Raw genomic sequence first — 23,928 nt, forward strand, 5'->3', positions numbered from 1 at the left:
CCTGCCGCCGGTCAGGGCCATGGCGGTCGTGTCAGCGCGGGCGTCGCCAAACCGGGCCGTAGCGTGGCCACCGCAAGGGCCGGAGCCCGTGAGACGAAACCCCTGGTGGTGGCGTGATGTGCTGGAGCGCGACGGCCGATCTCGTGGCGGGCTGCGGCATCGCCGCCGTCGGAGTGGCCTGCGTGGCGCGGACCCGCAGGGCCGGCGACCTTCCGCTGGCCGCACTGCCGCTGCTCCTCGGGGTCCATCAGGTGGTCGAGTCCGTGGTCTGGCGTTCCGGCGGAGGCACCGGGCCCGCCACCGCGGCCTGGGCGGTGATCGCGTTTCCGCTGCTGGCGCTGTGGGTCCCGGTGGGCGTGCTGTGCGCGGCGCCACCGCATGCCCGGCGTCGGCTGCTGATCCCGCTCGCCGCCGGTCTCGGCACCGCGGCGGCCCTCTCGTACAACCTCGCCACCCACTCCGTGACGGCCGACATCCGCGGCCACACCGTCGGATACGTCCTCGGGCTCTCCCAGGCGGAACTGATCCTGGTGGGCTATCTGCTGGCCACGGTCGGCGCGCTGCTGCTCTCCGGTGACCGGCTGCTCCTGCTCATGGGCGGCCTGGTAGCCGTCGGCGCGGCGATCTGCTGGGTGGTGTGGGAACTGGAGTTCGTCTCGACGTGGTGCGCGTTCGCGGCGGTGTGCTCGGTGGTGCTGTACGGCTGGGTGCGCGGGCGGGTCGTGTCACCGCGCGCGCCCCGCGTGTCCGCCGGATCGTGACCTGTGTCTGTCACTGGGCGCAGTGGCGCAGGTCCCCGGGCCCCGGGCCCCGGGGTCCCCGGAGGAGGACACCAGCGGCGACAAGTACGTGAGTACCCGCGGCGTACTGATGAGTATCCGAACTCAGGCCCCGACGATCTCGTCCGAAGAGACTGGACCGCAGCGGGGCACCGGGGCAGCCGGTACCTCTCGTACGAGGGAGCAAGCACGATGAGCACAGTCACCGAGGGCCGGACGCTGGGCGCTCCTTTCGGCACCTGGCCCGCCCGCCTGTACCTCGCGGCGTCCGCCGTGCTGATCGTCTGGCTGGCCGTCGTGGCGTCGCAGCCGCAGGATGACGCCAACTTCGCCGCGGTGATCCCGTTCTTGTTCACGGCCCCCACCAGTCTGGTGGCCCTGGCCGTGCCGGACATCTCGATGGCCGGGCTGTACGTCGTACTCGTCGTGTCCACCCTGGCCAACGCGTGGGTCATCGACATCGTCGCGCGGCGGTTCAGCGGCCGGAGGGGCTGACCGGAAGGCTGACCGGAGGGGCTGATTCGCCCCTGCTGCGGCCGATGTCGTCCTGCGTATGCTCGCCCGATGACCGGACAAGAGATCACACAGGGGGGACCGCAGGGCCTGCTCGCAGGCCAGGCGGTCATGATCACGGGCGCGTCCAGCGGTATCGGTGCGGCTGCCGCGCGTCTGTTCGCCGAGGAGGGCGCGGCGGTCGTCCTGATGGCACGCCGTGCGGAGCGGCTGGACGCGCTCGCGGAGGAGATCACCGCCGCCGGCGGCCGGGCCCTCCCGGTTCCGGGCGATGTCGCTGTCGCGGCCGACGTCCGCCGCGTGGTCGAGGCGGCGGTGGAACACTTCGGCGGTCTCGACTCCGCCTTCAACAACGCGGGTTACGCCAGCGTCGGCACCTTGCTGCACGAGATGGACGACGAGGTGTACGACCGCACGATGGACGTCAACGTCCGGGGCGTGTGGAACTGCATGAAGCACCAGCTGCCCGTGATGCTCGCGTCGGGCAAGGGCGGCTCCATCGTCAACACCAGCAGTACGGCGGGCCGTTACGCGACCGGTGCCTCCGTCCCGTACGTCGCCGCCAAGCACGCCATCCTGGGGATCACCCGCGCGGCGGCGTCCGAGTACGGGGACCAGGGCATCCGCGTCAACGCGCTGGTGGTCGGTACGACGCGCAGCGAGATGATCGACGAGGCGGTGCAGCAGTTCCCGCACCTGGAGCAGGCGTTCATCGCCCCGCAGATCCAGAAGCGCATGGCGTCGCCCCGGGAGATCGCCGAGGCGGCGGCCTGGCTGTGCAGCGACCGCTCGTCGTTCGTCACCGGTGTCGCGATGCCGGTGGACGGCGGCATCTCGGCCCAGGCCAAGGCGGGCTGAGCCCCGCGCGATACCTCCGGATCGCGCCGCCCGGACCGCGCGATCCCCCGGACAGCGCTCTCCGGACCGCGCTGCTCCCGGCCCGCCCGGTGGTCTCACCAGCGCCCCGGTTCGCTCCCCACGATCGGTGCCGACGGCTTGCCGTCCACGCCGACCGGGACATCGCCCGCGAGCATCACCCGGTGCATGACCCGGGGATGGTCGAGGTGCGTCGTGTCGCTGGGAGCCAGGTGGATGGTGGCCCTGTTGTCCCAGAAGGCCACACTCCCCGGCTCCCAGCGGAACCGCACGGTGTACTCGGGCCGGGTCGCCTGACCGAGGAGCATCTCCAGCAGCGGCGCGCTCTCCATGCGGGACAGCCCCAGGATCTGCTCGACGTAGTAGCCGTTGACGAACAGCACCCGCTCGCCCGTCTCCGGGTGCACCCGCACCAGCGGATGGTCGGAGGCGAGCTGCCGGTCCAGCAGATGGCGTACGTACGCGTCGTCGCCGGGCCGTGGCTGATAACCGACCCCCAGCCGGTGTTCCGCGCGCAGCCCGTCGACGAAGTCGCGCAGAGGTGCTGAGAGTCCCGCGTACGCGGCCGCCAGGTTGGACCAGGTGGTGTCGCCGCCGTACGGAGGCACGTCCTCGGCGCGCAGGATGGTCGCGGCCGGCGGATCGACGCGGGCGCCGTGGTCGCAGTGCCAGCCGCGCAGCAGCGAGTGCCGGCGCCTGCGCAGCCACTCGTCGTGGTCCATGCCGTAGCGTCCGCCGAGTTCCAGCCGGTCGGCCGTCGTCTCGACCTCAGGGAAGTCGGAGGGTGACGCGCTGCCGCGTCTGCCGAGGCGAATCGGTTCGCCGAACCGCCGGGCGAACGCGACGTGCGAGGAGTGGTCCAGGCGCTGCCCGCGGAAGAACACCACCTTCCAGCGCAGCACCGCCGCCCGGATCGTGGCGACCACCGCGTCGTCGAGATCCCCGGCCAGGTCGACGCCCGTGATCTCGGCGCCGATGTGACCCGCGACCGGCTTCACCTCGATCTGTGTGCCCCTGTCCGTCGTCATACGGGCTCCGTTGATCGCTCGTTCCGACTCGTCGGGCCAAGCATGACCGCTCGGTCCGGCACACGACAGGGCGCGTCCGCGGAGCTTCGTCCCTGTCGGCCTCGGCGCGCATCTCGGATACTCGTACGTGACCACGACCGATCATCTCGAACTCCCGATGGACAGTACGGCCGCCCGACCCCTCTCCTCCGGAGCGTTGAACCATGTCCCACCCCCACGCCGCCGATCTTGTCCTCACCGGCGGACCCGTCCACACCGTCGACGCCGCGCGCAGCCGGGCCACCGCGGTGGCCGTGCGCGACGGGCGGATCGTCGCCGTCGGCCACGACGAGGTCCACGAGTTGATCGGCACCGGTACCGAGGTCGTGGACCTCCGCGGACGGCTGCTGCTGCCCGGCTTCCAGGACGCCCACGTCCACCCCCAGGGCGCGGGCACCGAACTGGGCCTGTGCCACCTGAACGACACCGTCGACCCCCAGGAGTACCTGCGGCGGGTGAGGGCGTACGCCGACGCGCATCCGGACGTCGAGTGGATCACCGGCGGCGGCTGGTCCATGGAAGCCTTCCCCGGCGGCACCCCCACCGCCGCACTCCTCGACGCGGTCGTCCCCGACCGGCCGGTGTTCCTGCCCAACCGCGACCACCACGGCGCCTGGGTCAACTCCCGTGCCCTGGAACGGGCCGGCATCGACGCCCGCACCCCCGACCCCGCCGACGGCCGCATCGAGCGGGACGCTGACGGCAACCCCACCGGCATGCTCCAGGAAGGCGCGGCCCACCTGGTGTCCCGCCTGATGCCCGACCGCACACCCGAGGAACAACTCGCCGCGCTGCTACGGGCCCAGGCGGTGCTGCACTCGTACGGGGTCACCGCCTGGCAGGACGCCATCGTCGGCGAGTTCGCGAACATGACCGATCCGACGCCCGCCTACCACGCGGCCGTGGACCGCGGCCTGCTCACCGCCCGGGTCGTCGGTGCCCTGTGGTGGGACCGCGGTCGCGGCGGTGAACAGATCCCCGAACTCGTGGAACGCAGGGAGCAGTCGGGCCGCGGGAGGTTCCGCGCCACCAGCGTGAAGGTCATGCAGGACGGCATCGCCGAGAACCACACCGCCGCCCTGCTGGGCCCGTATCTCACCGGCTGCGGCTGTGCCTCCGACAACTCCGGCCTCAGCTTCGTCGAGCCGGACGAGCTGAAGAAGTACGTCACCGAACTCGACGCGCTCGGCTTCCAGGTCCACTTCCACGCGCTCGGCGACCGCGCGGTGCGCGAGGCACTGGACGCCGTCGCGGCGGCCCGCGCGGCGAACGGGTGGCGCGACACCCGCCACCACCTCGCCCACCTCCAGATCGTCCACCCCGAGGACGTACCGCGCTTTCGCGCACTGGGCGCGACCGCCAACCTCCAGACGCTGTGGGCCGCCCACGAACCGCAGATGGACGAACTCACCATCCCGTTCCTCGGCCCCGAACGGGCCGCGTGGCAGTACCCGTTCGGCGACCTCCTGCGCGCCGGAGCCACCCTCGCGGCGGGCAGCGACTGGCCGGTCACCAGCCCCGACCCCCTGGCGGCCCTCCACGTCGCCGTCAACCGCGTCGCTCCCGACGCACCCGAGGGCACCCCTGCCTTCCTCCCGGACCAGCGACTCGACCTCGGCGCCGCCGTCGCCGCATACACCGCGGGCAGCGCCCACGCCAACCACCTCGACGACACCACCGGCAGCATCACCGTCGGCAAGCTCGCCGACGTTGTGGTCCTGGACCGCGACCCCTTCGCCGGACCGCCCGAGGAGATCTCCGCGACGCGCGTCCTGCAGACCTTCGTCGACGGCCGCCGGGTGTATGCGGCCCCCGACGCCTGACAGATGCCGGTGGCGAATCCGCCGGGCGAAGTAACTGTTGCGAGAGTCCCAGCGACACGCCGGGTTTACGGCGTGTCGCTGGGACTCACCGCCCACTTGCTGAAGGTCTGACGGGATTCGCCAATGGCATCCGTGACACGACGGGGCCCGGTAGCGTCAGACGCGGTCCGCCGCGATCAGCAGGTACTGGAAGCTGCCGTTCTCGTACGCGGTCAGGAACGTGTCCTCGATGCCCGTGACCAAGTGGTCCGCCTGCTTGCGCAGTTCCCAGTAGGGCATGGTGGCGGCGGTCAGGTCCTGCACATGGACGGGCACGAGGCGGTTGCGCGCCATGGCCCGGAAGTACTCCGACCGGGGGTGGATGTCGCAGATGTAGTGGGCGTTGATGAGGGAGACCTCGCGCGACGCCCGCCCGTAGGTGTCGTTGTAGCACCCGGTGATCGTCACATAGCGGCCGCCGCGGCGCAGCAGCCGGGCGTGCTCGGCGAACAGCAGGTCCAGCTCCACGTACATGGTGGACTCGTTGTTCCAGGACGCCGCGTACGCACCGGAGGGAAAGCCGGTGTCGAGCATGTTCCGGTGGTGGTAGGACACCTTGTCGTCGATGCCCCGCTTACGGGCCTGCTCCTGGGCGAAGTCGGCCTGCTTCCTGGAGATCGTGACACCGTCGGCGTGGCAGCCGTACCGCAGATGGGTGACCACGCTCCCGCCGCCGCGCCCGCAGCCGGCGTCGAAGACACGGTCGGCGGGGGAGAGGGGGCCGAGCCGGGCGGCGAGGAGCTCGGCCTGGAGCTGTTCCAGGCGGTGCAGTTCGGCGGTGATCCGGGCGCGGCGGCGGACGGGGTCGCTGTCGTCCTCGTCGAGCACGGACCAGTCGACGTCTCCGACGCCGTAGTGGTGGTGGTAGAGATCGTCGATCTGTCCGAGTTCGAGGTTGACCGGGTTCTCCTCGGCGTTCCAGTAGTCCGCGACGCGGGTCTGGTACGTGGTCTGGGGCGGAACCGGTGCCGCCGTGGCCGTGGCCGTGGTGTGGGCGTCGGTGATGGTCAAAGGTGACTCCTCGTGGCGCGGAGGGCGATGGGGCAAGGGAGTTGGGGCGAGGGAGCTCGGTCGCGAGAGCGGCTGCCACCAGTGCCGGCGCTACCAGTAGTGGCGCTACCAGTAGTTCGGAAGGTGGTAGCGGTGCGTGTTGGTGGCGTGCCATTCGTGGTTGCCGGACACCCAGGCGGCCAGGCTCTCGGCGTAGCGCTCGATCAGGGGAGAGGTGGCGGACAGGGCCGCGGACTCCTCCTCGAACGCCTCCATGATCCGGTTGTGGATCTCGACGGCCTTCAGATAGGCGGCCTTGAGCCCGCACCGCTCGTTGGCTGCGATGACCTGCGGGAGATTCAGATGGGTGGGGTCGTTGGCCAGTTCCTTGGTGAAGGAGTACAGGTCGTTGACGATCGTGGTGGCGTTGCCGCCGAGCGCGGTGATCCGCTGGATCTCGGGCCGGGCGTAGAGGGCCTCTGGCAGTTCGTAGCCGTCCACCGCGTCGACGATCGACAGACAGGGACGGAAGTTGTTGAACTGCCGCATCATCAGGTACTCCCAGACCTGCGGTACGTACCTGATCTCGGACCAGGCGGCCTCGCCGAGGTAGCCCAGGTGCAGCCGGGCGAGGTCGTGGACGAGCCGGTCGGTCTGGCTGGGCGTGGCGACGGCGGCGTAGTCCTTGAGGGCCCAGTGGTACGAGCGCAGCGGCCCGTCGGCCTGCACGCCGTGCCGCCACGGCTCCTCCAGCTCGGGCGTGCAGTGGAAGGGGTCGAGCGCCGACTGGGCGGTGATCAGCCGGCCGCCGAGCCCCCGCGACGAGCCGCCCCTGTCCTCGTCCTCCTCGCAGTAGCAGTTGTCGACGATGTTCTCGGCGAGCAGGAGCTTGCCCGCCGCCGTGAGGCGTTCGAGGTCGGCCGCCCCCGGATGCTGGAGGACGACGGCCCGGCCGAACCGGAACCCCGCGAAGTCCCCCGTCCACGCCTTGGGGAAGATCTCCAGCCGACGGGCCCAGGCCTCCAGCCTGCGGTCGACCTCCGCGGCCTTCTCCGGGTCGGCGGGGGCGGCGGGCCGGTACCGCAGCCCGGGGATCGCCCCGCCCGGCCGGGCCCGCGCGGGAGCGAGGCTCGGTGGTCCGGGCAGTCGCAGTGGCGAACCGGATACCGCTGGTGCGCTCATTCCGCGGTCCGCCCGACCTGGACGTTCTCCAGGATGCCCGCGGCATCCGGCACCAGGATGGCCATCGAGTAGTAGGCGGTGACCAGATAGCTCATGATCGCGGTGCTGTCGATGCCCATGAACCGTACGTTCAGACCGGGCTGGTACTCCTCGGGAATGCCGGTCTGATAGAGGCCGACGACGCCCTGGTCCGCTTCGCCGGTGCGCAGCGCGATGATGCTGCTCGTGTGCTGCGCACTGAGCGGGATCTTGCCGCACGGCAGGAACGGAACGCCGCGCCACGCGGGCACCTCGTGCCCCTCGACGGTCGCGGTGCCGGGCACGAGTCCGCGCCGGTTGCACTGCCGGAAGAAGGCCGCGATCGCCTTCGGGTGCGCCAGGAACACCCGGGTCTTGCGGCGCATCGACAGCAACTCGTCGAGGTCGTCCGGTGTGGGGGGACCGGAGTAGGTGCTGACGCGCTGGCCGTAGTCGACGCTGTGCAGCAGACCGAACTCGCGGTTGTTGACCAGCTCCCACTCCTGGCGTTCGCGGATCTCCTCGATGGTCAGGCGCAGTTGCTGCTCGGTCTGGTTCATCGGGTTGTTGTAGAGGTCGGCGACCCGGGAGTGGACCCGCAGCACCGTCTGGGTCAGGGACAGCTCGTACTCGCGCGGGACGAGGTCGTAGTCGACGAAGCCGCCGGAGAGGGTCGGCTCGCCCACGTGCCCGGCCTGCATGGGGACGTCGGCCTCGCCCTTGCGGTTCATGGGCTTGCTCTGCTGCTCCGCGAAGGCGTCCAACTGGGCCGCCAGGGACGGGGTGCGCCCCACGAACTGCATGAGGGTGTCCCAGCTCAGGGCCAGCACCACGCCCGGTGTCTCGGCCCGTACCGAGCTGAGCCACAGCGGGTCGGCCTGGCCGATGGCCTCGTCCCCCATCCCGTCGCCGTCCGTGACGACCCCGATGACCTCCTCCTCGCCGTACTTGCCGGTGGCGTAGCGGGTGAACCGGCCGTGGACGACGAGATACGCCTCCGACACGGGCTGCCCGGCGTCGAAGAGGACCTGGCCCGCCCGCACCTCCCGGACCCGGAACCGGGAGGAGATCTCCTTCAGGGCGGCGGTGTCGGAGTAGCCGCGCAGGGCGGGCAGTTCGGTCAGTGTCTCGGGGATGACCTTGATGTCGTCGGCGCCGTTCTGCTCGAACTGCACCCTGCCCCGGCCGACCCGGAGCTGGAGCCGCCGGTTCACCCGGTAGGTGCCGCCCTTGACGTCGACCCACGGCAGCATTTTGAGCAGCCATCGCGAGGTGATGGCCTGCATCTGGGGTTCGGACTTGGTGGTGGTGGCGAGCTGACGCGCAGCCTGGGTGCTGAGGCTGGTGAACCGTGGTCCGTCGGCGGATCCGGCGGCTGGGCCGGCGGCGCTTTCGGGGGAACCTTCCGGGGCAGACACATTTCCTCCCAATACGTGAGCGGACGTGGGTGGACGCGAGCACACACTCGACGGTGGCGGGCTCGGAGATGGCGCGTACGACCTGGCCGTGGACGGGGTCCGGACGTGTCCCGTGGCCGCGAAGGAGGCGATGGGCAACGGGTTCGCGGGCTCCCGGGCCGACATGGCGCGCCCCGCGACAGGCGGGGAGATTCCGGGATCACCCCGGCGATGCGCCGGGGCCCTCGGGTGAGTTCACGGAGGCGGTGGAGGTCGAGGACGGATTCCGGGGAGGCGGACGCCACGACAACGACCTCGTGACGGTGCGGACGCCTGGGCCGCCCGGGCTGCGTGTCAAGCCAAACAGCCACGGGTGGCGGTCGGGAACCGCGTGAAAGGGGCGTGTTCACGCCCCAGTGGTGGGGATCCGTCGCATGGAGCGGGCCACCGACGGGTGTGTGCTCCTACGCCGGTCGCCCGGCCCCCCTGCCACCGGCGCAGAGGGCGCACGAACGTCTCGGACACCACGGGCAGCGTTTCCGGACGACGGGGACTCAGCTCAGTCCCACTGGCCCAACGTCCGTTGTCCGACGCCCGCTTCCGGGTACGAGGACCTACGCGCCGCCCCCGCCGGACGGCGGCCACTCCGTGGCCAGCAGGCCGAACACCAGGTCGTCCGTCCACTCGCCCTTGAGCCAGGTGGCCTGGCGGAGAAGCCCCTCCTGGACGAAACCGAGCCGCCGCAGCAGCCGGGCCGAGCGGTCGTTGCGCGCGTCGCACTCGGCGGATACCCGGTGCAGCCCGCGGCGCTCGAAGAGGTCGCCGAGAACCGCTCGTACGGCCTCGGTGGCATAGCCGTGCCCCTGCCGGTCGCCGGCCAGCGTGTAACCGAGCTCCGCCTGCATCAGGTTCTCGTGCAGGCACACCCCGACGTCTCCCACCAGGAAGCGGTCGGCCTTGAGCTCGATCGCGTACTGGAACCATCCCGGGTCCTCCGGAGACCCCGTGGCGAACCCCCGGACCATCCGGACCGCCGAGTCGAGCGACACCGGCGCGGTCCAGCCCTGGTAGCGGGCCACCAGCGGATCGGACCGGTACGCGGCCAGCGGCGCCGCGTCCTCGGCACGGAAGCGGCGCAGCACGAGCCTGGGGGTCTCCAGCAGCATGGCCCGATCGTCCCACGACCGTGACGCCCACTCGCTTCCACGGAGCCATGTACGGACAGCGCGTCAGGACACGTACGAGGCGTTCTGTGCCGTGGTCACCACTTTCTGGCCGTCGGCCTGGCTGAGAAGGCCCGCCGACACCCAGGAGTTGACCGTGCTCTGCGCGCGCGAGACCAGTGCGGCCTTGGTGCCGAAGGGGGCGCCGGCCCAGATCTCGTCCAGGAGCGTGGTGCCGTCGGACCTGGCCGGGTTGGTGACGCCGGAGTCGGTGGTGCCGAAGACGACCTTGGGCTCGGACCGCCTGAAGTAGGCGTGCGCAGGGTCCTCGGTGCCCTCGAAGAACGGGGCGAACTCCGTGCCGTTCAGCGTGTGGTGGAGCGGTTTGCCGGACACGGGGGAGAGGCTCGGCAGCAGGTCACCGGAGAGGGCGGCGTTGCGGTAGAGCCCGAACTGCAGGTAACTCGTACCGGAGTTGCGAGCGACCAGGTTGACCGGACCGTAGAAGAGAGTCTGGAGCCCCAGGTCGTCGAGGGCCTTCTCGACCCGGGCCCGGAAGGGGATCGTGACCTTCACGACGTCCCCGCCGCGCCAGGTCCGCGACACGGCGAAGTAGCTCCCCGCGACCGGAGTCCCGCTCACCGCACCGCCGTTGACCGTCACTCGAAAACCGCTCGTCGCCCAGGACGGCACCCGCAACCGCAGCTCGAAGGCCGCGCTGCCGCCGCCGAAGGTGAGCGTGGAGCCCTGCTCCCTCGGATAGTCGGTGGTCTGCGTAACCGTGACGCCCTTCTCGGACCAGGTCAGGGTGGTGGGGCTGTACAGGTTGACGTACAGCGCGCTCCCGTCGGCCTTCCTGAAGTACACCGAGTCCTGGTACTTGGTGGCGCTCTCCATGCCCGTGCCCTCGCAGCAGGTGGTGCCCTGCTTGGGGGTGTAGTCCCGGACATGACCGGGCGTCAGGCCGATGAAGTAGGTGACGAGTGGCTTCTCCGCGTCGGCCTTGTCCTGCTTGGAGCCGAGGACCTGGTTGTAGAGGGCCCGCTCGTAGTAGTCCATGTACTTCGGGTCCTGCTCGTGGAGGAACAGCATCCGGCTGAGCTTGAGCAGGTTGTACGCGCAGCACGACTCGGCGGTGGTGTCGCTGATCGTGCCCGCGATGACCCCGCGCGCCTTCCAGAACTCGGCCGTGCTGGTCCCGCCGATGCCGTACATGCGGTGCGGGACGACCATGCCCCAGAAGTTCTTCGCCGCGGTGAGGTAGCGGGCCTCGCCCGTCGCGTCGTACAGCCGCAGCAGCCCGGTGAAGATGGGGATGTGCTGGTTGGCGTGCAGTCCGTCGAGCGTGTCGGTGTTCGCGGCGCAGGCGTCGATGAGCGTGTCGAGGTCGAACAGCCTGGCCAGCGCGAGGTGTTCGGCCCTGCCGGTGATCGTGTACAGGTCGACGATCGTCTCGACGATGCCGCCGAACTCGCCGCTGGAGAAGATGCCCCACATCCGTTGCAAGGTGGCTTCGGGCAGCTTGGACAGGCGGGAGTGCATCCAGTCGCACATGCCGGACGCGAGGTCGAGTGCCCGCGCGTCGTCCGTGGCGAGGTACGCGTCCAGCAGGCCCTTGAGGATCTTGTGCGCGGTGTAGTAGGGCGCCCACACCTTGGTGTAGTCCGGGCTGGTCCGCGACTCCAGGTCGATGAACTGCGTCTCGGGATACGCGGCGAGGAACCCGGCGTGGCTCGGCCCGCCCCACGTACGGCGCAGGGTGGCGGTCAGCCCACGGCCCGAGGCGTCGGCGAAGGTGCCGCCCGTGGTCTCGTCGAAGGCGTACGAGGCCAGCGTGCCCCGGCCCGCCGAGGAGGCGGCGGCGCGGTTGCTCTGCAGCGACGTGATCTCGGCCGCGCTCAGCGCCCGCGACCAGACGTTGAACTCGTCGTAGACGCCCGCGAACACCGGATCGTCGGCGAAGTTCGAGCGGCCGAGCCAGTTGTTCGCCAGGGTGCCCAGGGACGACGGGTTGAGGGTCATCGACGTGTTCTGGGCGACGGAGGTGCCGTTGACGTAGAGGGTGCCGGTGCTGCCGGAGATCGTCACCGCCAGGTGGCTCCACTGGTTGAGCGGCAGCGCGGCGGTGCCGTTGAGGCCCTGTTCCCCGCCGGGCCCGCTGGTCGTGATGGCGAAGCGCGGTACGCCGGTCGCGTTGCGGGCGGCCAGGTACAGGTAGCGGGTGTTGTTGTTGCCGAAGTCGAAGACCCGGGTCCAGTTGGCGTTGTGGGTGGGCTTCACCCAGGCCGACAGGGTGATCGCCGCCGAGCCGTTCAGCATGGCTGCGGGCAGGTTGACGTACTGGTAGGAGCCGCGCACGTTCTCCACCGCGGTGCCGAACCTCCCGGCGACGCTGAGCACCGCCGGGTCCTTGCGCAGGGCAGCGCGCACCTCGGTGAGCGCGCCGATCATGGTCCCTGTCTTGTCGGCGTACACCTGGTCGCCGGTGCTCGCGTACGCCTGCGACAGCATGGTCAGGAAGTGGCCGGTGTAGTGGCCGCGGAGGTTGCCGTTGGCCTCGCCGTCCAGGCCCTCCCAGCCGCCCGGGGCGACCGCGCCGCCCGTGGAGAGCCCGGCGTTGGCGCGGAACACCTGGAGCAGCCGGTTCACGTCGTAGCCGCGCCCGTGATCGAGCATCAGCTGACGCTTGGCGGCGAAGACGCCCTGACCGACCTTCACGTCCCTGAGTTCGAACGGCCGGAGCGTCCAGGCGGAGGGTGCGGGCAGCGTGGCGGCCGCGGCCGAGCCATCTCCCGCGGTGTACGAGAACGCCGGGGCCGCCGTGGCGAACAGCGCGGCCTGGAGGAGCCTGCGTCTGGGGAGGGAGGGGGCCATGCGTTCCTCGTCTCTGCGCGGGGGTCGGGACCGGGCGTCGGGCGGACGGCGGATGGGCGGAGGCATCAAACGTTCGAAATGCCGTACGGCGTGCGGAAGTTCGACCAAAACATAAGTTTCGGGTGGGATCACGTCAACGCTTCCGGCGCGTTCGACTCCGGTTAATTTCATGAGGCCAGGGGTCTGTGGAGAGCGCCAACTCCCGGGCCGTGTGCGGCTGATGGAAATCCGGTGGTGACGATCCGTTGACTTCCGTGTGGTGGGGGCCCTAGCTTCGGCGTCCCACCGGTTCGACAACTCGTGCGTAGTTCGATATGTCGACCAATCGTGTGTGCTGGGTTGCCGCGTCCCCGGAAGGAACCCCATGCCCTTTCAGCAGTTCGCTCCCCGTGCGAGACGTCTGTGCCGGGCCGTCGTGGTCCGTGCGGCCGTTCTGGCCCTGGCCGCCGGTGCCCTGGTCGGCCTCCAGCAGCAGGGCACCGTCGATCTCGACCGGGCCCGGCCGGTCGCGGTGACGACGAATCAGATCCCGGTTCCCACTGCCCCGATGGGCTGGGCCTCCTGGAACACCTTCGCCGCGAAGATCGACTACAACGTCATCAAGGCGCAGGTCGACGCGTTCGTCGCGGCGGGCCTGCCGGCGGCCGGCTACAAGTACATCAATCTCGACGAGGGCTGGTGGCAGGGCACCCGCGACAGCGCGGGCAACATCACGATCGACGAGTCCGAGTGGCCCGGCGGCATGAGCGCCATCGCCGACTACATCCACAGCAAGGGCCTCAAGGCCGGTATCTACACCGATGCGGGCCGGGACGGCTGCGGCTACTACTTCCCGACCGGCCGTCCCGCGGCCCCGGGCAGCGGCAGCGAGGGCCACTACGCGCAGGACATGCTCCAGTTCTCGCGGTGGGGCTTCGACTACGTCAAGGTCGACTGGTGCGGCGGCGACGTCGAGGGCCTCGACGCCAGGACCACCTACCAGGCCATCAGTGACGCGGCCGCACAGGCGACGGCCACCACCGGACGGCCGCTGACCCTGTCGATCTGCAACTGGGGCAAGCAGAACCCGTGGAACTGGGGTGCCGGCATGGCCGCCCTGTGGCGGACCAACACCGACATCATCTTCCACGGCAACTCCCCGTCGTGGGACAGCATGCTGGCCAACTACGACGCGAACGTGCACCCCACTGCCCAGCACACCGGCTACTACAACGACCCGGACATGCTGATGGTCGGCATGGACGGCTTCACCGCCGCCCAGAACCGCAGCCACATGAACCTCTGGGCCATCTCCGGGGCGCCGCTCCTCGCCGGCAACAACCTGGCGACGATGAGCACCGAGTCGGCGAACATCCTGAAGAACCCGGAGGTCATCGGGGTCGACCAGGACCCGCGCGGCCTCCAGGGCGTCAAGGTCGCCGAGGACACCACAGGGCTGCAGGTGTACGGCAAGGTCCTGTCCGGCACGGGTAAGCGGGCCGTCGTCCTGCTCAACCGCACCTCCAGCGCGCAGAACATGACCGTCCGCTGGTCGGACCTGGGCCTGACCAACGCGTCGGCGACGGTCCGCAACCTCTGGACGCGGGCCAACGTGGGCAGTTTCGGCACGAGTTACACGGTCAGCGTCCCCGCCAAGGACTCGGTGATGCTCACCGTCACCGGCGCCACCGAGGCGGCGAGCGCCACGTACGAGGCCGAGGCGGCCGGCAACACCAAGAGCGGCTCCGCGGCGAACGCCACCTGCGCCACCTGCTCCGGCGGCAGCAAGGTGGGCGGCGTCGGCAACGGCTCAGCCAACACCCTGCGGTTCAACGGTGTCGCGGCGGCCGACACGGGCACCAAGGTCGTCGACATCGCCTACATCAACGGCGACAGCACGGCCCGTACGGCGGTGCTTCAGGTCAACGGGCAGGCGTCCACCAAGGTCTCCTTCCCGCCGACCGGCTCCTGGACCACGACAGGAACCGTCTCGGTCGAGGTCTCGCTGGCCAAGGGCTCGGCGAACACCCTGACGTTCTCCAACGCCTCCGCCTGGACACCCGACCTGGACGCGATCGAGGTACGGCCGCTGCCCGGCACCAACGGCACGGAGTTCATCGGGCAGCAGTCGAGCCGCTGCCTCGACGTCGACAACAACACCATCACCAACGGCACCCAGGGCCAGCTGTGGGACTGCGCGGGCGGGGGCAACCAGTCCTGGACGTACACCGCGCGCAAGGAACTCGTGGTCTACGGCAACAAGTGCCTCGACGCGTACGACTCGGGAAGCACCAACGGCACGAGGGTCGTGATCTGGGACTGCCACGGTGGCAACAACCAGAAGTGGAACGTGAACGCCGACGGGACCGTGACCAACGTCAGTTCCGGCCTCTGCCTGGACGCCTACAACGCGGCGACCGCCAACGGTACGAAGACCGTCCTTTGGACGTGTAGTGGCGCCGCGAATCAGAAGTGGACCCGGCAGTAGTTTCGTCCGCGAGTCGGTGGGGGCTGGGCGCGCCCTTTAAGGGGCGCGTCCTCACCGGGTGACGTTTGTGGTCAGCAGGCGGAGCAACTGCTTGGCCGTGGCGTCCTGTTCGGGTGTCAGGCCCATGGCGTCGCCGATGGCGAGCGGGACCGTGTCCGCACGGTCCCGCAGCCGGGCCCCGGCGTCGGTGAGGCGCAGGGCGACGGAACGCTCGTCCTCCGCCCGTCGCTCACGCCACAGCAGGCCGTTCGCCTCAAGGCGCTTGAGGAGCGGGGAGAGCGTGCTGGACTCCAGCTGGAGCGCGTTCCCCAGGTCCCGTACGGAGATCGCGTCCTGCTCCCACAGTACGAGCATGACCAGGTACTGCGGATAGGTCAGCCCGAGTTCGTCCAGCAGGGGCCGGTAGCGGGCGGTGACCGCCCGGGAGGCCGCGTAGAGGGCGAAGCAGAGCTGGTCGTCCAGGAGCAGGGAACCTTCCTGGGCCGGTTCGGCCCCGGCTGTGCTCACGGTGTCGCTCCCTGTTCCCGCGTGGGTGTCTGCTTGGGTGCCTGTGCCTGTTCCAGTGCCTGCTCCGGTGCGCTGCACGGTGATCTCCACTCCACTGTTCGAGTCTCCTCGATTCTATCGGACCCTAATGAGTTGCGCACGACTTAGTAGCGCGCTACCTTCATGGTGTGCCGCCGCTCCGGTGGAAACCGCCGTCGGAGCCTGCCCACGGCACCCGATCCGAGGAGATCGCCATGTCCGACACCACTGGCACCCGCCCGGTCCTGGAGCCCGCCGCCGCGGCCTTCGCCGAGGCGACCGCGAACCCGCCGTATCTGTTCGACCTCGGCCCGGCCGAGGGCCGCAAGGTGGTCGACGAGGTGCAGTCGGGCGACATCGCCAAGCCCGACATCGACGAGGAGTGGGTCACGGTCCCCGGCGGCCCCACCGGCCAGGTCCGGGCCCGTATCGTCCGCCCGGCGGGCGCCTCCGGCGTCCTCCCGGTGATCATCTACATCCACGGCGCCGGCTGGGTCTTCGGCAACGCCCACACCCACGACCGCCTGGTCCGCGAACTCGCCGTCGGTGCGAACGCGGCCGTGGTCTTCCCCGAGTACGACCTCTCGCCCGAAGCCCGCTACCCGGTCGCCATCGAGCAGAACTACACCGTCGCCCGGTGGGTCGTCACCGAGGGCGCCGGCCACCAACTGGACGCCTCCCGCATCGCGGTGGCGGGCGACTCCGTCGGCGGCAACATGAGCGCCGCCCTGACCCTGATGGCCAAGGAGCGCGGCGACGTGTCCCTCGTCCAGCAGGTCCTCTTCTACCCGGTCACCGACGCCGCTTTCGATACGGGCTCGTACCACCAGTTCGCCGAGGGCTACTTCCTGCGCCGCGACGCCATGCAGTGGTTCTGGGACCAGTACACGACCGACGAGAAGCAGCGCGCCGAGATCACCGCCTCCCCGCTGCGCGCCACCACCGAGCAGCTCACCGGTCTGCCGCCGGCCCTGGTCATCACCGGCGAGGCCGACGTCCTGCGCGACGAGGGCGAGGCCTACGCCAACAAGCTGCGCGAGGCGGGCGTCCCCGTCACGGCGGTCCGCTACCAGGGCATCATCCACGACTTCGTGATGCTCAACGCCCTCGCCGACACCCAGGCGGCCCGCGCCGCCGTCGGCCAGGCCGTGGCCGCGCTGAGGAGCGCCCTCGCCACCGGCTGACCGCCCGGGCGGCCACTACCACCACCACTACCCCGGCCTCTCGCCCCCGCGCATCGCGCACAGGGACGGGAGACCGGGCGGTGCTCACTCCGATGCGGGACCGGCGGTCGCCAGGTGGGCGGCAGGTGGGCGCCTCAGGCCACCGCGGGATCCAGCAGACCGGCGCGCAGGCGCTTGATGATGCGGCTGATCAGCCGCGACACGTGCATCTGGGAGATGCCGACGATCTCGCCGATCTCCGACTGGGTGCGCTCCTCGACGAACCGCAGATGGATGATGAGCCGTTCCCGCTCGTCGAGTTCGGCGATGAGGGGGGTCAGGGACTGGAGGTCGTCCACGAGTTCCAGCGCCCGGTCGTCCTCGCCGATGAAGTCGGCCAGGACGGTCTCGCCCTGCGAGTCGCCGTCGGAGGTGAGGGCCGCGTCGAGCGATGAGGAGTTGTAGCAGTTCGCCGCCTTCCGGGCCTCGATGACCTCCTCCTCGGGCAGCGACATGAGCTGCGACAGCTCGCCGGTCGTGGGCGCACGCCCCAGACGGGTCCGCAGTTCCTCCGTGGCCTTCGCCAGCTCGACCCGGGCTTCCTGCAGTCGGCGCGGCACATGGACGGCCCAGCTCGTGTCGCGGAAGAACCGCTTGATCTCGCCGACGATGTAGGGCACGGCGAAGGAGGTGAACTCCACCTCGCGGGACAGGTCGAAGCGGTCGATGGCCTTGATGAGCCCGATGGTGCCGACCTGGACGATGTCCTCCATCGAGTCGCCCCGGCCACGGAACCGGGAGGCCGCGTACCGCACGAGGGACAGGTTCATCTCGATCAGGGTGTTGCGCGCGTACTGGTACTCGTGCGTGCCTTCCTCCAGCACGGACAGGCGGTCGAAGAACTGTCGGGACAGATCGCGAGCGTCCTGCGGCTTGATCCGCGACGGTTCGTCGATGAGCGGGAGTGCTGTCTCGTCGACCGTCTGCGTCACCTGTGCCGTGGCCGTTGAGTCGCCTGCCGTCACGGCTGCCATTCCGTCCACCCCACTCGTCGCCGCTGATGTGTCAAAGCCCGCTTGCCCTCCTTCACGCCTCCCACTCCACCGGAGAGGGAATTGGGGGCAGCTCCAGGGCGGATCTGGCCGGAAGTCGCCCTTTTCTTCCCGCTGTTGGGCGGGGGCCGGGCCGGGCACCGACCACGGGCGCGGCCTGGTCGGAGCCCGTTGCCGTGCGCGGAACTCGCCGCCACGGGGTGCGGTCGATTTCGAGAAGCGGTGTTTCTCCTCGGGAAGCCCGGGCAAGCGGATTTTCGTGCTTCGGACCGGAGGCACGTCCGTAGGAGCGACCAGGTGTGTGCTCCGGGGGCCTCCGGGTGGCTCGGACAGCACTCCTCCTGCGGCATTCCCCCGCAAAGCCAATGTTCAGGAGCGGATCCCTATGCTTAACGATTTGTCTACAAGTCGATCTGACAGGCACGTACGCACCGAGACGGCCGCTCGGCCGGACTCACCTGCCCGGCCGTCCGCCCATGCGAAACATCGGCACGACGACGCCCCTGACGCCGCGGCCGAGTTCGCCCGGCTGGCCGAGCTGGACGACGGGCCCGAGCGGGACGCCGTACGCGACGCACTGGTGACGGCGTGGCTTCCCATGGCTCACCGGATCGCCGGCAGGTTCCGCGACCGGGGCGAGTCCGTCGAGGACCTGCGCCAGGTCGCGGCCATGGGCCTGGTGAAGGCGGTCGACCGCTACGACCCCTCGCGCGGGGCATTCGAGAGTTACGCCGTGCCCACCATCACCGGTGAGGTGAAGCGGCACTTCCGGGACCGGATGTGGGCGCTGAGAGTGCCCCGCCGGGTCCAGGATCTGCGCAACAAGGTGCGGTTGGCCCGTCGCGAACTCACGTCGAACCCCGGAGCCGGAGAGCCGACGGTGGCCGAGATCGCGGCGCACACCGGACTGACGGAGGACGAGGTCGGTGCCGGGATGGAGGCGTTGGAGAGCTTCAGCACGCTGTCCCTGGACGCCGAACTGTCGTCCGCGGACGACACCTGCAGCCTCGCGGACACCCTGGGTGACGTCGATTCCTCGTACGACGTGATCGTCGACCGCGAGGCGGCCAAGGAAGGACTGCGCCGACTGCCCGAACGCGAGCGGGCCATCCTGTACATGCGCTTCTTCGAGGACATGACGCAGGCGCGCATCGCCGACGTGCTCGGCATCTCCCAGATGCATGTCTCACGGCTCATCAGCCGCAGCTGCGCGCGCGTCAGGGACGAGGCGTTGGGCGAGCAGCCGCGAGCCGGTCGCCCCGACACCGACGGACGGACCAGGGCCGCGTGACGCGAAGCCCACGAGGCCGACGGTGCAGCCGTCGCCCGGTGAACCCCGTGGTCCGGGCTCGAGCGCGCGCCCGGACCACGGGGTAGTCGGCTAGGCCCCGGGCACATTTATGGAACGCCAGTGCGACGGCGTATTGTGGCCCCCCGGGGTGGCACCGGTGGACCCGATGGGCAGCACGGACACATCGTTGTCCGTGTCGAGGTCCCGCAGCGGTGGGTCACCCCGGCCCGATTCGGCGGACGGCCGGCTTCGGGCCCGAAGCCCACGCGACCCGGGCCGGGCGGCGGCGGACTGTACAACCCTCCCGGCCCCTACCCCCGACGACTGGTGGGGCGGCATGACGACGACGGCGACCGAGGACGCCCCCTTCGTCCATCCCGCGCTCTTCTACCGCGGTGACCAGGAGTACGTGGCCGGCACAGTGCCCTTCCTCCTGGCGGGACTCGCGGCGTCGGAGCCCGTCGCGGTGGCCGCCCCCGTCCCGCGGCTGGAACTGATCGCCACGGCGCTGGGGTCAGCGGCCGAGGCCGTGCACTTCGTCGACATGACCAGAGCCGGCCGGAACCCCGGCCGCATCATCCCGTCGGTGCTGCGGGCCTTCGCCGACAAACGCCGGGGCGGTCGCGTGCGCATCATCGGCGAACCGATCTGGTCCGGCCGCACCGCCACCGAGTATCCGGCCTGCGTCCAGCACGAGGCCCTGATCAACGCGGCGTTCCGCGGGCGGGACCTGATCATCCTGTGCCCGTACGACGCCCGGTCGCTGCCGGACCACGTACTCGCCGATGCCCACGCCACGCACCCCCTCGTCATCACCGCGGGCCACCGGTCGGCCAGTGACGCCTACGACCCCGCGAAGGTGCTCGCGCTACAACGAACCGCTGCGATGTCCGCCCGGGGCGGCCACGTTCCGCTTCGACGTCGAAGCCCTGCCGGTCACCCGGGACTTCGCGCTCCACGAGGCACGCGAACGGGGCATGAGCGCGCTTCGCCTGGAGGATCTGGCGCTGGTCGTGGCGGAGTTGACCACGAACAGCGTGGTGCACGCCGACGGCGGGGGAACACTGCGTCTGTGGGCGGAGAGCGAGCAGATCGTCTGCGAGGTCCAGGACACCGGCCGCCTGACCGACCCGCTCGCAGGCCGCCGTCCGGCACCCCCCGATCAGCTCGGCGGCCGAGGCCTCCTGCTCGTTCACCACCTGTCGGACCTGGTGCGCGTGCACACCGGAGAGCACGGCACGACCATCCGCAGCTACGTCTCTCGCGCGTAAACCACGCGAGCGGACTTTTTCGGCGAAATTATTGCGAATGCCCGTCCCGCAGCAGGGTATTTGCTGCCCGTGGGGGCATGGCGGGGAGCCCTGCCCGTGGGGGCATGGCGGGGAGCGGCACGGCGGGCGACGGATGTCCCGGCCGCGGTCCTCCGCCCGGACGTGACACGAGACCGAAGGAGCGGCGTGGGCACCGACAGAATCTGGTCGTACGCGGTGGACAGCGGGCACACGGAGGGACAGCGGCTGGCGGGCTTCACGGTGGTGGCGGCCGACGGCACGATGGGGCACGTGGGCCGACAGGCCGACGGCTCCGGGTGGCGGCATCTGATCGTCGACACCGGAGTCTGGCTGTTCGGCAGCAGCGTGCTGATACCCGCGGGCCTCGTCACCGCCGTCGACGTGAAGGCCCAGCAGGTCCGGGTGGCGTGCACCGCGGAGGAGATCAAGCGAGCGCCGCGGTTCAAGACCGATCGCGAGACGCTGGACCCCGAATACCTCGCCGGCGTCGGCGACTACTACCGGAATCTGCCTCCGCGACAGGCGAGCGCGTCCTGACCCGGTGCGCCGGTCGGGGAATTGGCACCCATGGGTGCGCGCTCAGCGGGAAGGCGGATGTGGACGGCCCCGTTCTGGGACCGGGCACAAAGGAAGCGGATCTCAGGGACGACCGATATGGACCGAATCGACACGACCGCCTTCGCGTCGCTCGACCGCACGCCCGACCGCACGCCCGACCGCACGCCCGGCGGGGCGTCGCTGTCGGCGGTTCCGGTCACGACCGCGGCGATGGCCCGTGCCCATGTCCGGGCCGTGGTGCTGGAGCGATGGAACTCCCCGTCCCGCAGGGCGACGGAGCCGGCTCTCATCGATCTCCTGCTCGTCGTCTCGGAGTTGACCGCGAACGCCATTCGCCACGGGGATGGGCTGGCCGGGTTCGAGGTGACGCCCACGCATGAGGGGGTGAGGCTGACCGTGCACGACAACAGTGACGTCATCCCCGCCGCGGTCTACGGCTCGGGCCACCTTCCCCCGGTGCACCACGGCAACGGCTACGGCTGGCCGCTGATCATCCGGCTGTCGCGCGAGATCGCCGTCGACAGACGTCCGGGAGGCGGCAAGACCATCCGCGTTGTCGTGCCGCTCCAGACTTCGCCGTAGGAGTTCCTCACCGTTCCTCACCACGGCATGAACACGTGAATGTCCTTGCCCTTCTCGGCCGTCACCACGCTCACCTGGTCGCACAGCGTATGGATCAGGTGCCATCCCACGCCCCCGTCGTTCCGGCCGGGGCGGAAGGGCCGGGGCGCCGGTGGTGTGGTGCTGGTGTCGTGCACCGTCACGTGCACACCGTCGAACGTACGCCGCATGCGCAGGACGAACGGCCCCGGTGCGTACTGCACCGCGTTCGCGGCCAGCTCCGTGACCACCAGCAGGATGTCGTCCCAGCGCTCGGGTTCGGTCGGCGGGGACGCGCGCGTCAGGGCAAGGAGAAACGCCTCCGCGGCAAGTCGTGCGCCCGTCACGTCGGGCGGTTCGCCGCCGAATTCGGTGGTCTGGGTGTACGTCTCCTCAGCAGGCAGTTTGTCGTCCCAACGCGGCTCGGTCGCCCTCTCGCCCTCCCCAGCCGGCTCCCTGTGGGGCGGTGGCGCTTGCTTTGCTTCCCATCGTTGCTGCTTCCCGACGGCAAAGGGGCTTACTCGTCCGGTCCGGTGCGGATGACGTCAGATCCAGGTGTCGAGCCACATGCGCGAGTGCCAGTCGGAGTACGGGATCGTCGTGCCCGCATAGATCGGGAAGAAGTAGACGAAGTTCCAGACGATGAGCAGCACCAGGACCCCCGCGCCCACCGCTCCCCGGGCCCGGCGATTCTCACTCGACCCCGGCGGCCCCAGCATCGCGCCCACCAACATCGCGACGGCCAGGCACAGATACGGCACGAAGGCGACCGCGTAGAAGGAGAAGGTCGTACGGTCCTGATAGTGGAACCACGGCAGATAGGCCGAGCCCACCGCACACAGGACGGCTCCCGCGCGCCAGTCGCGGCGCAGCGCCCACCGGTAGAGCAGATAGAGGAGCGCGAAGCACGCCGACCACCACAGCAGGGGCGTCCCGAGCGCGAGGATAGCCTCCGAGCAGCCGGACGCGGTGCGGCAGCCGTCCCGTGCGAAGTCCGTCTCGTAGGAGATCGCCACCGGCCGCCCCAGGATCAGCCAGCTCCACGGGTTGGACTCGTACCGGTGCCAGTCGCTCAGCCCCACGTTGAACTCGTAGACCGCGGACTCGTAGTGCCACAGGCTGCGCAGGGGGGCCGGGATCCATGACCACGGGCCGCCCCGGTCGTCCGCCCAGTGGCGTCCGTAGCCCTTGTCGGTCAGGAACCAGCCGGTCCAGGTCGTGACATACGTGACCATGGCGACCGGTGCGAGGGACAGCGCCGACCAGCCGAGATCCTTGCGCAGCACCGCCAGGTACGGGCGGCGGGCCCCGGCGACGCGGCGGGAGCCGACGTCCCACAGCACGGTCATCACCATGAAGAACGCCAGGACGTAGAGGCCGCTCCACTTGCTGGACGACGCCAGGCCCAGGCAGACACCGGCCGCGAGGCGCCACGGCCTTACCCCCGTCCCCGCACGCTCGCCCGTGTGCCGGTGCGGGCCCGCGAAGCCGTCCGCGTCCACCGGCAGGGCTTTTGCGAGACGGGCCCGCGCCCGGTCCCGGTCGACCAGCAGGCACCCGAACGCCGCCAGGACGAAGAACATGACGACGAGGTCGAGCAGAGCGATGCGGCTCATCACGAAATGCAGGCCGTCCACCGCCATCAGCAGCCCGGCGAGACAGCCCAGTGCCGTCGAACGGAACAGCCGGCGGCCTATTCGGCACAGCATGAGCACCGACAGCGTGCCGAGCACCGCCGTCATGAAGCGCCAGCCGAAGGGGTTCAGACCGAACATCCACTCACCGAGGGCGATCACCCACTTGCCCATCGGCGGGTGCGCCAGAAAACTCCCGGCGTCGGACAGCGGGATCACCTGAGGGTCCGCCAGGATCTGCGCGTCGGCGATCTTGCGGTCCGGCCACGTCCCCTCGTAACCGAGCTCGAGCAACGACCAGGCGTCCTTGGCGTAGAACGTCTCGTCGAAGACCACGGCCCGCGGCCGGCCGAGGTGCCAGAAGCGGATCGCTCCGGCGAGGAGGGCGACGAGGACCGGACCGAGCCAGCCCATCGCCCTCGCGGCGCGGTACGCCAGTGCCGGGCTGAGGCCGAGGGCCTCCCCGACGCGCGTGCCCGGTTCCGGAAAGGGCGGGACCAGGAGGTCGCGGGTGTCGGACCGTGGGCCGGCCGTGTACCCGAACCGGTGCAGCCGCCTCACCCAGGGAGAGGACTCCGTCTTCGCGCGGGCTTCGGCGTCCACCTGCGCCGCGATGTCACTGGTC

At 70.2% G+C, this 23,928-nt stretch carries 19 protein-coding genes and 1 pseudogene; 10 read left to right on the plus strand and 10 right to left on the minus strand.

The genetic code is table 11. The features are described from left to right. The first annotated feature begins 116 nt into the window (after window positions 1-116). The 3 genes from OHA11_RS45170 to OHA11_RS45180 all read left to right on the plus strand — a co-directional run bounded on the left by OHA11_RS45170 (window position 117) and on the right by OHA11_RS45180 (window position 2,150). Window positions 117-761 carry a DUF6629 family protein gene (locus tag OHA11_RS45170; RefSeq protein ID WP_266508153.1) on the plus strand — a complete coding sequence of 215 codons (645 nt, stop codon included), beginning with the start codon at window positions 117-119 and terminating at the stop codon, window positions 759-761. A gap of 210 nt (window positions 762-971) precedes the next feature. Then, window positions 972-1,274, plus strand: a complete 303-nt coding sequence (locus OHA11_RS45175; RefSeq protein ID WP_266508155.1) for an SCO4225 family membrane protein — start codon at window positions 972-974, stop codon at window positions 1,272-1,274. A 129-nt stretch (window positions 1,275-1,403) separates the two neighbouring features. Beyond that, complete coding sequence (locus OHA11_RS45180; protein WP_266508639.1) at window positions 1,404-2,150, plus strand: SDR family NAD(P)-dependent oxidoreductase; 747 nt, start codon at window positions 1,404-1,406, stop codon at window positions 2,148-2,150. Between the two features lie 95 nt (window positions 2,151-2,245). On the opposite strand, the gene OHA11_RS45185 is transcribed toward OHA11_RS45180, so the two are convergent. Beyond that, window positions 2,246-3,196: a TauD/TfdA family dioxygenase gene (locus OHA11_RS45185; protein ID WP_266508156.1), complete on the minus strand. Its 951-nt coding sequence runs from the start codon at window positions 3,194-3,196 to the stop codon at window positions 2,246-2,248. A 203-nt stretch (window positions 3,197-3,399) separates the two neighbouring features. Here OHA11_RS45185 and OHA11_RS45190 point away from each other — a divergent pair, with 203 nt between their 5' ends. After that, window positions 3,400-5,058, plus strand: coding sequence for an amidohydrolase (locus OHA11_RS45190; RefSeq protein WP_266508158.1), 1,659 nt, complete (start codon window positions 3,400-3,402; stop codon window positions 5,056-5,058). 156 nt (window positions 5,059-5,214) lie between these two features. Here the strand turns inward: OHA11_RS45190 and OHA11_RS45195 are convergent, their stop codons facing one another. The 5 genes from OHA11_RS45195 to OHA11_RS45215 form a co-directional block, all read right to left on the minus strand. Beyond that, window positions 5,215-6,108, minus strand: coding sequence for a geranyl diphosphate 2-C-methyltransferase (locus tag OHA11_RS45195; RefSeq protein WP_266508159.1), 894 nt, complete (start codon window positions 6,106-6,108; stop codon window positions 5,215-5,217). 105 nt (window positions 6,109-6,213) lie between these two features. Continuing rightward, window positions 6,214-7,269 carry a family 2 encapsulin nanocompartment cargo protein terpene cyclase gene (locus tag OHA11_RS45200; RefSeq protein WP_266508161.1) on the minus strand — a complete coding sequence of 352 codons (1,056 nt, stop codon included), beginning with the start codon at window positions 7,267-7,269 and terminating at the stop codon, window positions 6,214-6,216. After that, a complete protein-coding gene (locus OHA11_RS45205) occupies window positions 7,266-8,705 on the minus strand; it encodes a family 2B encapsulin nanocompartment shell protein (RefSeq protein ID WP_266508162.1) in 1,440 nt (479 codons plus the stop codon). Before OHA11_RS45205 ends, OHA11_RS45200 begins: the two co-directional genes overlap by 4 nt. 593 nt (window positions 8,706-9,298) lie before the next feature. Next, window positions 9,299-9,850: a GNAT family N-acetyltransferase gene (locus OHA11_RS45210; RefSeq protein ID WP_266508164.1), complete on the minus strand. Its 552-nt coding sequence runs from the start codon at window positions 9,848-9,850 to the stop codon at window positions 9,299-9,301. A gap of 63 nt (window positions 9,851-9,913) precedes the next feature. Then, the gene (locus OHA11_RS45215) at window positions 9,914-12,721 is read right to left on the minus strand and encodes a beta-L-arabinofuranosidase domain-containing protein (protein ID WP_266508166.1); all 2,808 of its coding nucleotides are present in this window, start codon (window positions 12,719-12,721) and stop codon (window positions 9,914-9,916) included. Between the two features lie 364 nt (window positions 12,722-13,085). Here OHA11_RS45215 and OHA11_RS45220 point away from each other — a divergent pair, with 364 nt between their 5' ends. After that, entirely contained in the window at window positions 13,086-15,188 is a 2,103-nt protein-coding gene (locus tag OHA11_RS45220) for a ricin-type beta-trefoil lectin domain protein (RefSeq protein WP_266508167.1), read from the plus strand. 51 nt (window positions 15,189-15,239) lie between these two features. Here the strand turns inward: OHA11_RS45220 and OHA11_RS45225 are convergent, their stop codons facing one another. Then, the gene (locus OHA11_RS45225; protein ID WP_266508168.1) at window positions 15,240-15,695 is read right to left on the minus strand and encodes a MarR family winged helix-turn-helix transcriptional regulator; all 456 of its coding nucleotides are present in this window, start codon (window positions 15,693-15,695) and stop codon (window positions 15,240-15,242) included. A 233-nt stretch (window positions 15,696-15,928) separates the two neighbouring features. On the opposite strand from OHA11_RS45225, the gene OHA11_RS45230 reads away from it, so the two are divergent. Then, window positions 15,929-16,897 carry an alpha/beta hydrolase gene (locus OHA11_RS45230; RefSeq protein WP_266508170.1) on the plus strand — a complete coding sequence of 323 codons (969 nt, stop codon included), beginning with the start codon at window positions 15,929-15,931 and terminating at the stop codon, window positions 16,895-16,897. A gap of 134 nt (window positions 16,898-17,031) precedes the next feature. On the opposite strand, the gene OHA11_RS45235 is transcribed toward OHA11_RS45230, so the two are convergent. Beyond that, on the minus strand, window positions 17,032-17,910 hold the full coding sequence (locus OHA11_RS45235) for an RNA polymerase sigma factor SigF (protein ID WP_266508172.1): 879 nt from the start codon (window positions 17,908-17,910) through the stop codon (window positions 17,032-17,034). A gap of 403 nt (window positions 17,911-18,313) precedes the next feature. On the opposite strand from OHA11_RS45235, the gene OHA11_RS45240 reads away from it, so the two are divergent. From OHA11_RS45240 to OHA11_RS45255, 4 genes and pseudogenes are all read left to right on the plus strand, one after another. Continuing rightward, window positions 18,314-19,219: a SigB/SigF/SigG family RNA polymerase sigma factor gene (locus OHA11_RS45240; RefSeq protein WP_266508174.1), complete on the plus strand. Its 906-nt coding sequence runs from the start codon at window positions 18,314-18,316 to the stop codon at window positions 19,217-19,219. Window positions 19,220-19,556: 337 nt separating this feature from the next. Further along, window positions 19,557-20,490, plus strand: a pseudogene (locus OHA11_RS45245) (anti-sigma factor RsbA family regulatory protein). Window positions 20,491-20,676: 186 nt separating this feature from the next. Continuing rightward, window positions 20,677-21,048 carry a PRC-barrel domain containing protein gene (locus OHA11_RS45250; protein WP_266508176.1) on the plus strand — a complete coding sequence of 124 codons (372 nt, stop codon included), beginning with the start codon at window positions 20,677-20,679 and terminating at the stop codon, window positions 21,046-21,048. Window positions 21,049-21,165: 117 nt separating this feature from the next. After that, window positions 21,166-21,651: an ATP-binding protein gene (locus tag OHA11_RS45255; RefSeq protein WP_266508178.1), complete on the plus strand. Its 486-nt coding sequence runs from the start codon at window positions 21,166-21,168 to the stop codon at window positions 21,649-21,651. A 17-nt stretch (window positions 21,652-21,668) separates the two neighbouring features. On the opposite strand, the gene OHA11_RS45260 is transcribed toward OHA11_RS45255, so the two are convergent. Both OHA11_RS45260 and OHA11_RS45265 read right to left on the minus strand, forming a co-directional pair. Continuing rightward, entirely contained in the window at window positions 21,669-22,073 is a 405-nt protein-coding gene (locus tag OHA11_RS45260) for an ATP-binding protein (RefSeq protein WP_266508640.1), read from the minus strand. A gap of 141 nt (window positions 22,074-22,214) precedes the next feature. Then, entirely contained in the window at window positions 22,215-23,906 is a 1,692-nt protein-coding gene (locus tag OHA11_RS45265) for a dolichyl-phosphate-mannose--protein mannosyltransferase (RefSeq protein ID WP_266508642.1), read from the minus strand. Between the last annotated feature and the right edge of the window lie 22 nt (window positions 23,907-23,928).

This window comes from Streptomyces sp. NBC_00878, from assembly GCF_026341515.1.
In the GTDB taxonomy this organism is placed as follows: domain Bacteria; phylum Actinomycetota; class Actinomycetes; order Streptomycetales; family Streptomycetaceae; genus Streptomyces.

Excerpts from the sequence above, each read along its gene's own strand:
- OHA11_RS45170 (WP_266508153.1), top strand. The coding sequence starts at position 117 with ATGTGCTGGAGCGCGACGGCCGATCTCGTGGCGGGCTGCGGCATCGCC.
- OHA11_RS45175 (WP_266508155.1), top strand. The coding sequence starts at position 972 with ATGAGCACAGTCACCGAGGGCCGGACGCTGGGCGCTCCTTTCGGCACC.
- OHA11_RS45180 (WP_266508639.1), top strand. The coding sequence starts at position 1,404 with ATGATCACGGGCGCGTCCAGCGGTATCGGTGCGGCTGCCGCGCGTCTG.
- OHA11_RS45185 (WP_266508156.1), bottom strand. The coding sequence starts at position 3,196 with ATGACGACGGACAGGGGCACACAGATCGAGGTGAAGCCGGTCGCGGGT.
- OHA11_RS45190 (WP_266508158.1), top strand. The coding sequence starts at position 3,400 with ATGTCCCACCCCCACGCCGCCGATCTTGTCCTCACCGGCGGACCCGTC.
- OHA11_RS45200 (WP_266508161.1), bottom strand. The coding sequence starts at position 7,269 with ATGAGCGCACCAGCGGTATCCGGTTCGCCACTGCGACTGCCCGGACCA.
- OHA11_RS45210 (WP_266508164.1), bottom strand. The coding sequence starts at position 9,850 with ATGCTGCTGGAGACCCCCAGGCTCGTGCTGCGCCGCTTCCGTGCCGAG.
- OHA11_RS45215 (WP_266508166.1), bottom strand. The coding sequence starts at position 12,721 with ATGGCCCCCTCCCTCCCCAGACGCAGGCTCCTCCAGGCCGCGCTGTTC.
- OHA11_RS45220 (WP_266508167.1), top strand. The coding sequence starts at position 13,086 with ATGCCCTTTCAGCAGTTCGCTCCCCGTGCGAGACGTCTGTGCCGGGCC.
- OHA11_RS45230 (WP_266508170.1), top strand. The coding sequence starts at position 15,929 with ATGTCCGACACCACTGGCACCCGCCCGGTCCTGGAGCCCGCCGCCGCG.
- OHA11_RS45235 (WP_266508172.1), bottom strand. The coding sequence starts at position 17,910 with ATGGCAGCCGTGACGGCAGGCGACTCAACGGCCACGGCACAGGTGACG.
- OHA11_RS45240 (WP_266508174.1), top strand. The coding sequence starts at position 18,314 with ATGCTTAACGATTTGTCTACAAGTCGATCTGACAGGCACGTACGCACC.
- OHA11_RS45255 (WP_266508178.1), top strand. The coding sequence starts at position 21,166 with ATGGACCGAATCGACACGACCGCCTTCGCGTCGCTCGACCGCACGCCC.